Raw genomic sequence first — 13,498 nt, 5'->3', positions numbered from 1 at the left:
GATGCGGCTGATACACTTCACCTCACTTTCCCTGCCAGGGGCGACCCCATGCTCCACGAGTTGTTCAGTGTCTACCTGAAGATGCTGGTGCTCTATAGCCCGTTCTTCGTGCTGTCGTGCTTCATCAGCCTGACCCGTGGCCACTCCAGCAAGGAGCGCAAACAGCTGGCCTGGAAGGTGGCCTTCGCCGCGCTGGTGGCCAGCGTGCTGCTCTATCTGTTCGGGCGGGTGATCTTCGGCATCTTCGGCATCACCGCCGATGCCTTCCGCATCGGTGCCGGCAGCGTGCTGTTCATTTCGGCGTTGGGCATGGCTCAAGGCAAGCCGGCGGTACAGGCCGACAACGTGCAGCAGGACGTGACCATCGTGCCGCTGACCATTCCGCTCACGGTGGGCCCCGGCACCATCGGTGCACTGCTGGTGATGGGCGTGGGCCAACCGCACTGGGACGACAAGTTGCTGGCCATCGTCAGCATCGCCCTGGCCAGCTTCACAGTAGGCCTGGTGCTGTACCTCTCGCACGGCATCGAAAAACTGCTCGGTGACCAGGGCCTGCAGATCGTCAGCCGCTTGATGGGGCTGTTCGTCTGCGCCCTGGCGGCGCAGATCATCTTCACCGGGATCAAGGGTTACCTGGTGCCCTAGAGTTCGATATCGAGAATCTGCTGATGCGCTGACGCATCAACGCGCGACTGCACCTTCTGCTTGAACTGGTCACGGAACAACCGCAAGTTGAAGCGTATCAACTCGGCACTCTGCCCCGTCAGCGTCATGCCCAGATCACCTTTGACGAACAGAAAGTGCTTGGTGGTTTCCAGTGCAAGCAGCTGCATCTGATACAACACCATTTCGTAGTGGTCCCCCGAGCGACGGACACAAGGCATCAACTGAAACTGTATCTTGTTGCTTTTCCTCATTCGGGTTTCAATCCGCTTGAGCAGTTCACGGTCCTTTTGCAAGCCCAGCACGAAGTGCTCGGCTTGTTTCAGGTGCTCGGCCGACCCCACCTGCCCAATCTGTTGCAACGCCATGTCGATGACCTGCTCACGCAAGGCAACTGGCCGCTGCGCCTCCGGGGGCGGCGTAGCATCCCAGCCAAGAAAACTCAGCTTGCGCCGGTAATTGTTGAACCAGTCGGTGTTCAGGCCTTCAGCCTTTTCCTCGGTGGCTACTGCATGTGCAAAACGCACAACCAGCAGAATGTCTTCGCGGGCTTCGCTATCGACATTTCCGGCGAACGGCATAAGGCTGGTTTCGACAACCTTGCCACAGGTCATCGCTGAATTCGAATCAGTCATGTGCAAGTTTCCTGAGTGCGCAATCCGGGTTGGGCGGTGCATGGCAGGCAGGCGCCTCCCAACCATGAGGATCAAAGGTCGATTTCGGCCAGAATCTCACGTGCTGCATGGTTGAGCTTCTGGTCGATCAGATCACGTGCACTTTCATACTGACGCTGGCTGAAGCTCAATGATGCGGCACACGCATAAGTCACAGCACCTTGATGCTCCCACTTGCCCAGAAGGCTTTCGCCTTTGCGGTTGGGCAATTCATCACTCTGTAAAGCGCAAACAAGCATGACCACGTCACCACCGGCCGACTGCGCGCACTTGCACACGCTGATACTCACCCGGTCATCTTCGCGGCTTCGGGTATCCAGCAACTTGATGGTCTCGGCATCTTTCAACGCCTCGACAATCGCGCCCCCAAGGTCCTTGAGGCTCTGCTTGATATCACCGGTAGATGCACCGTAGGCCGACTGCAACCCCTGCCCCAGCAGGTTGCTCATTTCCACATATGCCCCGGTTTCAGTGACCTTGTTCACCTCATACTTGAGGGAGGTCCAGCCGGTAGCACTCATGATCCTCAGGTATTCATCGAACCAGGATTCGGTCTGCTGGGATGGATGATGATTTTTGTTCGCGGCCTGGCTGGCCAATGCGTGGCAGCACCTGCTGGCCTCCCGAACGGGTTCGGAAACTTCGTCGGTGAACACGAACAGGTTCTGGTCGGCCAGTAGTTGAAGGGTTTGTTTTTCTGCGTTTTCGGTCATTGCCGTGTCTCCAGGATGATGTGCAGTCGGAGCCTTCGAGCTCCGGCTGCAAACCTACCGGTCACGACACGTGCTGCCTGCCATGTAACGCTTCCTGCCCAGTCAGGGCTTGGCGCCATACCAGCGCGGCGTGTAAGCCCATAGCCCGCCGTCGGCACGCGCGAAGGTACAAGTCAGCGACGAGCCGATCAGCACCATGGTGCGCATGTCGACCATGCTTGGCTGCAGCTCTGCCAAGGTGACGACCCTGAGCGTCTGCCCAGGCCGCCCAATGTCGCGGCCAAGTACTACAGGCGTGCTCCCCTGGCGATGCCGGCGCACCACCTCCAGTGCAACCCCTAGCTGATGCGGCCTGGATTTGGAGATCGGGTTGTAGAAAGCCAGTACCAGATCAGCCTGGGCCGCCAGGTCCAGGCGCTTTTCGATGATCGACCAAGGCTTGAGGTTATCCGACAGCGACATGACGCAGAAGTCATGCCCCAACGGCGCGCCGGCTTGCGCGGCGGTTGCCAGCGAAGCCGATACCCCCGGCAGTATCTGAAGGTCGACGCGGTGCCAGGCGGGATCGCTGGACTCATGCAGTGCTTCGAGCACCGCCGCTGCCATGGCGAATACACCCGGGTCGCCCGAAGACACCACCACCACCGAACGCCCCTGGGCCGCCAACTCGAAGGCATGCCGGGCACGCTGCATTTCTTCACGGTTGTCGGTGCAGTGCTGCACTTGATCGTCACGGAACGGTCCGGCCATGCGCACGTAGGTTTCGTAGCCGAGGATATCCTCGGCACGCGCCAGCTCGGCTTTCACTGCCGGCACCATCAGCTCGGCAGCACCAGGGCCCAGGCCGATCACCGCCAGGCGACCACGCTTGCGCCCCAGGCGTGCCGTATCGACCGGCAGTGGGGCCGATGCAATGACCAGGCCCGACTGCTCGATCAGGCGAGCCCCGGGCAAAGCCTCGGCCGCCATGCTGGTCAGCGTGCCGTTCATTGCCGAGAAACGCAGCACCACGCCCAGTTCTGCTGCGGCCTCGTGCAAGGAAGGCTCGGCCATCGCCTGCTCAGCGACCAACAGGCACGCCAGCGAGGGCTCGGCAATGCCGGCTTCACGCAAGGCGCCACGCACCAGCTCGGCCAGGCCAGGCCCGCCAGCTGCGAGTGCCACGACCACAGAGCGCGGGTGGATCAGCAGTTCGTCACGGCTGGCCACGCGCGCGTCACAACCGACATGAATGGTGCGCCGGGCCGTGTCACTGGCCGGCAGTTGCGCCTGCTCAAGCCAGGGTGCATCACCCTCGACACGCACGCTTTCGCCGGCCAGCAGGTCGGAGACAAAACGCTTGCCCTGCTCGAGGTCCGCCAAGGCATAGCCCTCAGGCGGATTGAGCAGGCAGGTACCGAAGCGCAGCTCGCCACTGGTGGTGATCGCTGCCGCCACACCCAGCGCCTCACCGAGTTCGCGCGCCATGACGTTGACCCCGCTCAGCCCCCCCAACAACGGCACCACCGCGCTACCGTCCTCGGCCACGGCCAGTACTGGCGGCTCCGCACCTTTCTCATCGAGCAGGCTGGCCAGGCTGCGGATGACGATGCCGGCAGCACACAGCGCAATGATCGGGGTCGCCTGCTGGTACAGCATGCGCAGGGTGTCGCCAAACCCGTCGTAATACTGATCGGCGCCCTCGACCCGGCCACGCAGGCCATGAATGATCGCCTGTGGATAGCGCTGCTGGATGCGCTGCGCCGTGGCCAGGCTGCCAGCCCCAAGCATCACGATGGCCGGCGCCTGTTGCCAGTTCAGCCCTGCCATTTTTCCCCCGGCACGATGATCAGCGAGAAGTACGGCGAGGACTGTGGATCCACCTCATCCAGCGGCACGATCTTCTGGTTGGCCATGGTCGCCCGCTCGACATACAGCGCGCGCCCGTCCAGGCCCAGTTCGCCCAGCACCTGACGCACCTTTGGGAAGTTGCGGCCAAGCTTCATGATCACCGCCGCATCGGCGTCTGCCAGCCGGCGCTTGAGCTCTTCTGCGGGTAGCACGCCCGACAATACCGACAGGCTCTGATTGCGATACACCAGCGGCGCGCCCAGTACCGAAGCACCACCGAGCATCGAACAGACGCCCGGGACCACTTCGGCCTGATGCTGCTGGGCAAGGCGGTCGTGCAGGTACATGTAGGAGCCGTAGAAGAACGGGTCACCCTCGCATATCACGGCCACATCGCGGCCGGCATCCAGGTGCTCGGCCACCTGCACCGCAGCTTCATCGTAGAAATCGCTGATCACCTGCTCGTAGGACAGCGGCGCTGGCAGTGCCTCGGTGGTCACTGGGTACACCAGTGGCAGCAGGGTCTGCTCGGCTTGCAGGTGCGCCTCGATGATGCCAAAGGCGTTGCCGCGCTTGCCCTTGGCCACGAAATACGCCACCACTGGCGCCTCGCGCAGCAGGCGCAGTGCCTTGACGGTGATCAGTTCAGGGTCGCCGGGGCCTACGCCCAGGCCCAGCAGTCGTCCGCGCGCCATCACTCCACCTCCGTGGCCAGGGCGTTGACCGCAGCTGCGGCCATCGCACTGCCGCCCAGGCGGCCTTGCATGATCACGAACGGCACGCCGCGGCTGTCGGCGGCCAGCATCGCCTTGGACTCGGCAGCGCCGACGAAGCCGACCGGGAAACCGAGGATCAAGGCGGGCTTGGGCGCACCGGCATCGATCATCTCCAACAGGTAGAACAACGCCGTCGGGGCATTGCCGATCACCACCACGCTGCCTTCCAGATGAGGGCGCCACAGCTCCAGGGCCACGGCAGAGCGGGTGTTGCCGGCATCCTTGGCCAAGCCTGGCACACTTGGGTCGCGCAGGGTGCAGATCACCGGGTTGTTGGCGGGCAGGCGCGCGCGGGTAATGCCTTCGGCCACCATGTGCGCATCGCAGAGGATCGGCGCACCCTTGGCCAAGGCCTCACGACCGGCGCGGCCGGCACCTTCGGAGAACTGCAGGCCGTCGATGGCCTCGACCATGCCGCAGGCATGGATCACGCGCACGGCGAGCTTTTCCAGGTCTGCGGGAATCCGCTCGAGCCGGGCTTCCTCGCGGATGATCCGGAAGGAATTGCGATAGATCTCCTGACCATCGCGGATGTAGTCAATCATCAAGGTGCTCCGTCGGCAGGGCGAGCATGGCGCCTGCTTCATTCAAGGTAAGGTCGGTGGCGCGCAGGGCTCCCAGGCCCGGCAGGTGCGCGTCACGCAGATACAGGTCGTAGCGGCCCGGTGAACGGGCCAGCAAGGTGGCCGGGGCGACATGGGCCACGGCACAGGAACGGGGGCAGCCGGACAGGTGCACACTGCCGGGTGCGCCACTGCCCAGCAGCGCCGCCAGCTCGACGGCATCGGCCTTGGTCTCGGCCTGGGCCTTGGCGCAGCCACTGCTGCCGGTGCAGGCGACCACGCGCGCCAAAGGCTCATCGGCCTGGCAGAGCAGGCCCAGCGCCGCTAGCTCGGCACGGGCCTGCTCAAAGCCGGCAGCGGCGATATTGGTCAACATCAGGCTTTGCCATGGGCTCAGGCGCAGGCTGCCGTCGCCCCATTGGCGGGCCACCTGGGCAGCCCCACGCAACATGGCGGGCGACAACCGGCCCAGCACAGGTGCGACGCCTAAGGCCATGCCCTGCTGCTGAGTCACAGGCCCCAGCCATGGGCTTTGGCTGATTTCGCGCTGCCACTCGAGCACGGCCACATCGCGGCGCACCTGCAGCCCGAGGCCGTTGATGAAGACATCGACCGGGCAGCCTTCGAGCAGCTGGCGCATGCGCGACTGTTCAGGGCTTGCCAGATCGAGGAAGCGATCGAGCACCGCGCGCACCAGTGCCAGCCCCTGCTCCAGTGGCACCGCGCCTAGTACCTGGCCGTCGGCCGGGCAGCTGGCCAGGCCGAATGCCAGCCAGTCACGCTGCTCCAGGCGCAATGCCGAGAGCCACAGGTCGTGGGGGTGTTCGAGCATTGCCACGCCTTCACCACCGTCCAGTTGCACGGCGAACTTGGCCGACAGTTGATGAAAGCGCGGGGTGCCTTGCAACAGGTCGAGAATCTGCTCGGCCAGCGGGCGCACGTCCAGCAACATCTGCGGATCATGCCCGGCCAGGGGACTGAGCATCAGGTTGCGCACATCGTCACTGGCGGCGTCGCGCGGGCCGAGGCCAGCGGCCAGCAGGCAGCCGACCAGGCCGGCGTGGTCATCACCGATGCCGCGAATCTGCAAGTTGCCGCGGTTGGTGGCCTCGATTACCCCACCGGCATAGCGCTCGGCCGCTGCCGCCACCGCGTCAGCCTGGTCGGCCAGCAGCAGGCCGCCAGGCAGCTTGATCCGGCAGATACCACCGTCCCGGGCGCCGACGATGCGCCACAACCCCGGGCAGGCCGAGGGGCGGAGTGTTACAGCGGGCGTGTTGGCTGGCGTCAAAGGGGTGTCCGGCAATCGCTGAAAATGCGCTTGAGTGTAGAAGGCGCGGTATTATGCCTGCTTTGTCCGGCGGCATGAAAAGCCGGTGGTCGAGCTTCGACAGCGATCGAGCAGAAATTCAGCACCGCGTCGCCTGCTTCGCGGGCAAGCCCGCTGCCACAAGTGCTGCACAGGTCTCAAGGACTGTAGCAATCCTGTGGCAGCGGGCTTGCCGCGAAGGGGTGCGAAGCAGCCCCAAAAAACGGCGGAACGAAATACATGACTCCCTGGCTGACAGTAGTAGGCATCGGCGAAGACGGCTTCAGCGGCCTGGGCAAACAGGCCCGGCGCGCCCTGCTGGGCGCCTCGCGGATCATCGGCAGCCCGCGCCAGCTGGCCCTGTTGCCGCGCTGCATCGGCGCACAGCGGCAGGACTGGCCAACCCCGTTCTCCCTCGCCCCGGTGTTGGCCCTGCGCGGAGAGCCCGTCTGCGTGCTGGCCAGCGGTGACCCGATGTTCTATGGCGTCGGCGCCAGCCTGGCGCGGCAGGTGCCTGCCGCAGAAATGCAGGTGCTGTCGATGCCTTCTTCCTGCGCCCTGGCCGCCGCCCGCCTGGGCTGGCCGCTGCAGGACGTGCAGGTGCTATCGGTAGTCGCACGCCCCCTGGCGGCGCTCAATGCCCACCTGTACAGCGGTCAACGCCTGCTGGTGCTGAGCAACGATGGCGATAGCCCTGCGGCCATCGCCGAGCTGCTGAACGAGCGCGGTTTCGGGCCAAGTCGCCTGCAGGTGTTTGAACACCTCGGCGGTAGCACTGAGCGCCAACTGACAGGCACCGCCGAAGACTGGCCCGACACCGAAGTCGCCGCCCTCAACCTGGTGGCCATCGAATGCCTGGCCAGCCCGGATACCATGCGCCTGCCACGTGTGCCTGGGCTGCCGGACAGCGCCTTCCGCCATGACGGCCAGCTGACCAAGCGCGACGTGCGCGCCATTACCCTGGCGCGCCTGGCACCGCACCCCGGCGAATTGCTCTGGGACGTGGGCGCCGGTTGCGGCTCGATCGGCATCGAGTGGATGCGCGCCCACCCGGCTTGCCGCACCCTGGCCATCGAAGCCGACGAAGGCCGCCAGGGCTTTATCGAGTACAACCGCGATGCCTTGGGTGTCCCCGGCTTGCAGCTGATTCGTGGCAAGGCGCCCGAAGCCCTCGCCGAGCTGGAACGCCCGGATGCCATTTTCATTGGCGGCGGCGTCACCCGCGAAGGCGTGCTGCCCTTGTGCTGGGAACGCTTGCGCCCCGGCGGGCGGCTGGTGGCCAATGCGGTGACCCTGCAAAGCGAACTGGCCCTGGCGCATTTCCGCGAGCAGCATGGCGGCGAGCTGACCCGTATCCATGTCGCCCAGGCCCAGCCATTGGGTGCCTTCGACACCTGGCGCCAGGCGTTGCCGATCACTCTGCTCGACGTGGTGAAACCCCTCGATGCGTGAAGAAACCCGCGAACAGCCCGCGCCCCTGCGCTGCGGCCTGACCACCGGCAGCTGCGCCACCGCCACCAGCCTCGCGGCTGCCCGGCTGCTGCTGACCGGCCAGTGTGACGACGCAGTGAGCATCACCCTGCCCAAGGGCAAGGTGGTGCAGATGCGCCTGGAGTTCTGCCGCCTAGTCGGCGAGCGCGCCGAAGCGGGAACGCTCAAGGATGCCGGCGATGACCCGGACGTCACCCACGGCGCCCTGCTCTACAGCCAGATCCGCTTGCAGGAGCAACCCGGCATACGCTTCGTCGCAGGCCTTGGCGTCGGTACCGTCACCCGCCCAGGCCTGGTGCTGGCCGTAGGTGAGCCGGCCATCAATCCCGTGCCACGGCGGATGATCAGCGAGCATTTGCAGCAGTTGGCCGACGACTGCGGTTATCCAGGCGGCTTCGAGGTCACGGTCAATGTGCAAGGGGGTGAGGCGCTGGCGCTGAAAACCATGAACCCGCGCCTGGGCATTCTCGGCGGTTTGTCGATCCTCGGCACCAGCGGCATCGTCCGGCCCTTCTCTTGCGCGGCCTACATCGCCTCGATCCACCAGGGCATCGACGTCGCCCACACCAACGGCTACACCCATATCGCCGCCTGCACCGGCAACGCCAGCGAAGACACCATGCGCCGGGTCTACAACCTGCCCGAGATCGCCCTGATCGAGATGGGTGATTTCGTTGGCGCAGTGCTCAAGCACGTGCGCAAAGTGCCAGTGCCACGTCTGACCCTGTGCGGTGGCTTCGGCAAGATCAGCAAACTGGCTGCCGGGCACATGGACCTGCATAGCCGCCACTCGAGCATCGACCTGCCGCAGCTGGCCGGCTGGGCAGCAGACCTCGGCGCCGACGCCGAGCTGCAAGCGGCCATCATTGCCGCCAACACCAGCCAGCAAGCCCTGGCCCTGGCACACGCCGCCGGCATTGCCCTGGGCGACGCGGTATGCGCCCATGCCCTGGCCTTTGCCCGCAGCGTGGTGCCGGCTCAGGTGCAGGTCGAAGTGTTCGCCATCGACCGCCAGGGCGGCATCGTCGGCAAGGCGGGTGTGCAATGAGCCACCGCATCCTGCTGCTCGGTGGGGTCAGCGAAGCGTTGGCCATCGCTCGCCAGCTCGGCCCCGAGCATGTCTACAGCCTGGCCGGCATCGGCCGTGTGCCGCAGGACCTGACCTGCCAGGTGCGGGTCGGTGGCTATGGCGGCGCACACGGCCTGGCCGCTTACCTGCGCGAAGCCGGCATCACCCTGCTGATCGACGCCACCCACCCCTATGCCGCGCAGATCAGCCGCAACGCTGCCACTGCCGCGCAGGCAGCCGGCATTCCCTGCTGGGCCCTGCGTCGCCCGGCCTGGCAAGCACAGCCGGGGGACGACTGGCGCGAGGTGGAGGACTGGGCTGGGCTGATCGAAGCGCTCAAGCCGTTTCGGCGGCCATTGTTCACCCTGGGGCGCGAACCGCTGCAACACCTTGAGGAGATTCCGCCGGAGCAGTTCTGGACCTTGCGCGCACTTGAAGCCTGCGCTGGCAATGAGCGCTGTGAAGTAATCGGTGCCCGTGGGCCGTTTCAGCTCGAGGACGAAAGGGTTCTTTTCGAACGGCGACGCATCGATGTGCTGGTCAGCAAGAACAGCGGCAGCGTGGCGACCGAGCCGAAACTCGATGTGGCGCGGGAACGCGGCGTGCCGGTGCTGATATTGAAACGCCCTGGATTACCTGCGGTGGATCGGGAGTTCACATCCTCAGCTCAATTGACTTCAGCACTTTCAGACTTTTCTTGCTGCCCATGAAGTGGCCTGGGCGTGACCATGCGCCCGGTGGAGAACCAGGAGATCAACAGCCACCTGCGTCACTTCACCGCACCCCGCCATTTTTTCCTATACTCCGCCGTACAATACTACCCACGATTCCTGACCGGATCTCTCCATGCCCCCACGTCGGCACATTGCCTGGATAGCCTGCCTTGCGGTGCTGTTCAACCTGCTGGCCATGCCGCTGTCTTCTGCCGCGCCCAAGGGCCCGGCCGAGCAGCTGCTGTGGGGGGCTTTCTGTTCCAGCCTGGCCGGCAAGGCCAAGGCCGATGTCCAGGCCCTGGCCAAGATCGACCTCGGCACGCAAAGCGATCAGCACTCCAACATGCAGCACTGCTGGTGCTGTTCGGGCGCCGCACCGCTACTGGCCCTCCCGGGGTATCCGCCGCAGTTGCACAACCCGCCCACGCTGCTGGCCGGGCATGCACCGCCGTTAATCGACTACCAGCCCACGCCGCGCCAGCTATGGCCTGCGCTCAATCCCCGTGCCTCTCCCCTGGTCTGAGTTCATCACGCTGTCTGCCTGAACCTGAACCGATGGAGACTCACCATGCTCAAGCAAGCTCTTGTACTGGCTGCCCTGCTGCTGCCTGGCGCCTACGCCAATGCCCACGAATACACCGTGGGCGACCTGCACATCGCCCACCCGTGGTCGTTGCAACTACCGCCCAACGCACCCAACGTCGCCGCCTATTTCGTCGTGCATAACAACGGCAAGGCCGATGACCGTCTGCTCAGCGTCGACAGCCCGATCAGCGATGACGCGCAACTGCACGAACATGCCATGAGCGCCAGCGGTGCCATGAAGATGCAGCAAGTGCAGAGCGTGGCGGTCCCCGCCGGCAAGGACCTGATCTTTGCCCCCAGCGCCTACCACGTGATGCTGATGCAGCCCAAGGACCGCAGCCTGCTGGCCGACGGCAAGCGCTTCCCGCTGACCCTGCACTTCGAGAAGGCCGGCGACATCACCGTCGATGTGGCCGTACAGAAGCAGGCGCCGGCGGACCAGCCCCAGGCCCACGAACACGCGCACTGACGCCCGCTGACAGGCGCTCGCCAACATGAGCCTGCCGCGCAACAGCCTCAGCCGTACCTCCCGCCCTGAACGCAGGCGCGTCGGGGGCGGCTGGCTGAGCCTGTTCGCCATGTGGATGATCTTCATCGGCCCGCTGATTTCCCAGTCGATGCCGATGGACCACCACGCCGGCATGAGCATGCCGATGGACATGTCAATGTCCATGCCAGCGGCTCACGCCCATGGCAGCGATGCCCATCACGGCCACGGTAACGATGGCCAGCTGCATGTGATGTGGGAAAAGTGTGGCTACTGCAGCCTGCTGTTCAACTGCCCCGCCTTGCCGCAAACCCTCAGCCCGCTCAGCGTCGCCAGCGCAGTTCCCCCTACCGTCATCCCGGCAGCCACGCGCCAGGGCCATGCCCGGCAGGCCGTGTTCCCCGGTGCGCGCAGCCGCGCGCCACCTCTTTCGATCAGCGTCTGACAGCACCGATATCGCACGGAGCCTGGAGGCTTCGCGCACACTCATGACTGATCGACTGGAATCACTATGTCCGGCTGCACCCCTGTTTTAGCTCCGTCCCTGCGAGGGACCTTCGCCGCGCTGTGCGGCTCGCTGCTCGCCCCCATGGCCCTGGCCGCCGACCCTGGCCATGAAGGCCCGGAGGCCGAGCTGGGCCCTACGGTGATCACCGCGCTTGCGCCAAGCTCGCCGCTGACCGTGGTCACCAACCCCAAGGACCCGCGCCAGCCGGTACCGGCCAGCGATGGTGCCGACTATCTGAAAACCATCCCCGGTTTCTCGGCGATCCGCGCCGGCGGCACCAATGGCGACCCGGTGCTGCGCGGCATGTTCGGCTCGCGCCTGAACATTCTCACCAACGGCGGCGTGATGCTCGGCGCCTGCCCCAACCGCATGGACGCCCCGACCTCCTACATCGCACCGGAAACCTACGACCGCCTGACCGTGATCAAAGGCCCGCAAAGCGTGATCTGGGGGCCAGGCGGCTCGGCGGGCACCATCCTCTTCGAGCGTGAGCCGGAGCATTTCGGCACCCTTGGCAGCCGGGTCAACGCCAGCCTGCTGGCCGGCTCCAATGGTCGCTTCGACAAAGTGCTCGATGCTGCCGCTGGCAACAGCCAGGGCTATGCGCGCTTCGTCGGCAACCAGTCGCACTCGGACGATTACGACGATGGCAACGGCGACACCGTGCCTTCGCGCTGGGAGAAATGGAATGGTGACGTGGCCCTGGGCTGGACGCCCGACCAGGACACGCTGCTCGAACTCACCGCTGGCAAGGGGGACGGCGAGGCACGCTATGCCGGCCGTGGCATGGATGGCGCGCAGTTCAAGCGCGAAAGCCTGGGCCTGCGCTTTGAAAAGTCCAACCTCGGCGAAGTGCTCGACAAGGTCGAGGCGCAGGTCTACTACAACTACGCCGACCACGTGATGGACAACTACAGCCTGCGTACCCCCTCGGGCACCGGCATGATGGCCGGCCCCATGGCCGCCGCCGTCGATCGTCGCACCTTGGGAGCACGCATCAAGGCCACCTGGCGTTGGGCCGATGTACAACTGATCAGCGGCATCGACGCGCAGACCAACGAACACCGCGCACGCAGCGCCATGGGCATCGATACCTACAAGGACAAACCCTGGGAAAAGGATGCCGATTTCCACAACTACGGCGCATTCAGCGAACTGACCTGGTACGCCACCGGTGAAGATCGCCTGATCACCGGCGCCCGCCTGGACCGCGCCTCGGCCCGGGATTTTCGCGACGACAGCGCCACCAACGGCAACACCCGCGCCGACACGCTGCCCAGCGGTTTCATCCGTTACGAGCACGACCTGGCAGCACTGCCGGCTACCACCTACATCGGCCTCGGCCACGCCCAGCGTTTCCCGGACTACTGGGAGCTGTTCTCTGCGGACAAGGGGCCGGCCGGCTCGGTCAATGCCTTCGACAGCATCAAGCCCGAGAAGACCACCCAGCTCGACTTCGGCATCCAGTACCGCGACGAGCGCCTGGAAGCCTGGGCCTCGGGCTACCTCGGCCAGATTCGCGACTACATACTGTTCGACTACCGCAGCGCAATGATGGGCATGAGCACTTCCCAGGCGCAGAACATCGACGCCCGCATCATGGGCGGCGAACTGGGCGCGGCCTACAAGCTCAGCGAGCGCTGGAAGGCCGATGCCACCCTCGCCTACGCCTGGGGCAAGAACAGCAGCGATGGCAAGGCACTGCCGCAGATGCCGCCGCTGGAAAGCCGCCTGGGCCTTACCTACAGCCGCGACAGCTGGAGCGCCGGTGCCCTGTGGCGCTTGGTAGCGGCGCAGAACCGCGTCGCCGAGAACCAGGGCAACGTGGTCGGCAAGGACTTCGACAAGAGCGCCGGTTTCGGCGTGTTCTCGCTCAACGGCGCCTACAAGGTGAACCACAACCTCAAGCTCAGCGCAGGGGCCGACAACCTGTTCGACAAGACCTACGCCGAGCACCTGAACCTGGCCGGGAATGCCGGGTTCGGCTACCCGGCCACAGACCCACAGCCGGTGAACGAGCCAGGCAGGACCTTCTGGACCAAGGTCGATTTCAGCTTCTGACAACAACAACGGGCGCGGCTTCGGCCGCGCCCATCAGCTGGTCAAACAGGAGGTTC

Annotated in this window: 14 protein-coding genes; 8 read left to right on the top strand and 6 right to left on the bottom strand. The window is 65.1% G+C overall.

The features are described from left to right. Positions 1-48 precede the first annotated feature (48 nt). A complete protein-coding gene (locus tag ACIPZ5_RS12980) occupies positions 49-645 on the top strand; it encodes a MarC family protein (protein WP_313712455.1) in 597 nt (198 codons plus the stop codon). On the opposite strand, the gene ACIPZ5_RS12975 is transcribed toward ACIPZ5_RS12980, so the two are convergent. The 6 genes from ACIPZ5_RS12975 to cobG form a co-directional block, all read right to left on the bottom strand. After that, the gene (locus ACIPZ5_RS12975) at positions 642-1,340 is read right to left on the bottom strand and encodes a hypothetical protein (protein WP_400808991.1); all 699 of its coding nucleotides are present in this window, start codon (positions 1,338-1,340) and stop codon (positions 642-644) included. The genes ACIPZ5_RS12980 and ACIPZ5_RS12975 overlap by 4 nt on opposite strands. 29 nt (positions 1,341-1,369) lie before the next feature. After that, the gene (locus ACIPZ5_RS12970) at positions 1,370-2,050 is read right to left on the bottom strand and encodes a hypothetical protein (protein ID WP_400808989.1); all 681 of its coding nucleotides are present in this window, start codon (positions 2,048-2,050) and stop codon (positions 1,370-1,372) included. Between the two features lie 102 nt (positions 2,051-2,152). After that, the gene (gene cobJ / locus ACIPZ5_RS12965; RefSeq protein ID WP_343598281.1) at positions 2,153-3,859 is read right to left on the bottom strand and encodes a precorrin-3B C(17)-methyltransferase; all 1,707 of its coding nucleotides are present in this window, start codon (positions 3,857-3,859) and stop codon (positions 2,153-2,155) included. Beyond that, positions 3,847-4,575, bottom strand: coding sequence for a precorrin-2 C(20)-methyltransferase (locus tag ACIPZ5_RS12960; protein WP_400808986.1), 729 nt, complete (start codon positions 4,573-4,575; stop codon positions 3,847-3,849). The genes cobJ and ACIPZ5_RS12960 overlap by 13 nt, the downstream gene beginning before the upstream one ends. Further along, the gene (locus tag ACIPZ5_RS12955) at positions 4,575-5,201 is read right to left on the bottom strand and encodes a precorrin-8X methylmutase (protein WP_313712460.1); all 627 of its coding nucleotides are present in this window, start codon (positions 5,199-5,201) and stop codon (positions 4,575-4,577) included. The genes ACIPZ5_RS12960 and ACIPZ5_RS12955 overlap by 1 nt, the downstream gene beginning before the upstream one ends. Continuing rightward, entirely contained in the window at positions 5,194-6,525 is a 1,332-nt protein-coding gene (cobG, locus tag ACIPZ5_RS12950; protein ID WP_400808984.1) for a precorrin-3B synthase, read from the bottom strand. Before cobG ends, ACIPZ5_RS12955 begins: the two co-directional genes overlap by 8 nt. 243 nt (positions 6,526-6,768) lie before the next feature. Between cobG and cbiE the strand changes: the two genes are divergently transcribed. The 7 genes from cbiE (at position 6,769) to ACIPZ5_RS12915 (ending at position 13,442) form a co-directional block, all read left to right on the top strand. Further along, on the top strand, positions 6,769-7,980 hold the full coding sequence (gene cbiE / locus ACIPZ5_RS12945; RefSeq protein WP_400808983.1) for a precorrin-6y C5,15-methyltransferase (decarboxylating) subunit CbiE: 1,212 nt from the start codon (positions 6,769-6,771) through the stop codon (positions 7,978-7,980). Then, on the top strand, positions 7,973-9,067 hold the full coding sequence (locus ACIPZ5_RS12940) for a cobalt-precorrin-5B (C(1))-methyltransferase (protein WP_400808981.1): 1,095 nt from the start codon (positions 7,973-7,975) through the stop codon (positions 9,065-9,067). Before cbiE ends, ACIPZ5_RS12940 begins: the two co-directional genes overlap by 8 nt. After that, positions 9,064-9,798, top strand: coding sequence for a cobalt-precorrin-6A reductase (locus ACIPZ5_RS12935; protein WP_400808979.1), 735 nt, complete (start codon positions 9,064-9,066; stop codon positions 9,796-9,798). The genes ACIPZ5_RS12940 and ACIPZ5_RS12935 overlap by 4 nt, the downstream gene beginning before the upstream one ends. A 136-nt stretch (positions 9,799-9,934) precedes the next feature. Further along, on the top strand, positions 9,935-10,324 hold the full coding sequence (locus ACIPZ5_RS12930; RefSeq protein ID WP_085676806.1) for a DUF2946 domain-containing protein: 390 nt from the start codon (positions 9,935-9,937) through the stop codon (positions 10,322-10,324). A 45-nt stretch (positions 10,325-10,369) separates the two neighbouring features. After that, positions 10,370-10,855, top strand: a complete 486-nt coding sequence (locus tag ACIPZ5_RS12925) for a copper chaperone PCu(A)C (RefSeq protein WP_261942514.1) — start codon at positions 10,370-10,372, stop codon at positions 10,853-10,855. A 25-nt stretch (positions 10,856-10,880) separates the two neighbouring features. Further along, the gene (locus ACIPZ5_RS12920) at positions 10,881-11,318 is read left to right on the top strand and encodes a DUF2946 domain-containing protein (protein ID WP_400808975.1); all 438 of its coding nucleotides are present in this window, start codon (positions 10,881-10,883) and stop codon (positions 11,316-11,318) included. A 66-nt stretch (positions 11,319-11,384) separates the two neighbouring features. Next, complete coding sequence (locus ACIPZ5_RS12915; protein ID WP_400808973.1) at positions 11,385-13,442, top strand: TonB-dependent copper receptor; 2,058 nt, start codon at positions 11,385-11,387, stop codon at positions 13,440-13,442. Positions 13,443-13,498: the final 56 nt, after the last annotated feature.

It is taken from the genome of Pseudomonas sp. NPDC089428 (genome assembly GCF_044749325.1).
Lineage (GTDB): Bacteria > Pseudomonadota > Gammaproteobacteria > Pseudomonadales > Pseudomonadaceae > Aquipseudomonas.
The sequence above is the reverse complement of the archived record's forward strand: the minus strand, read 5'-3'. Positions and strand labels throughout refer to the sequence as shown.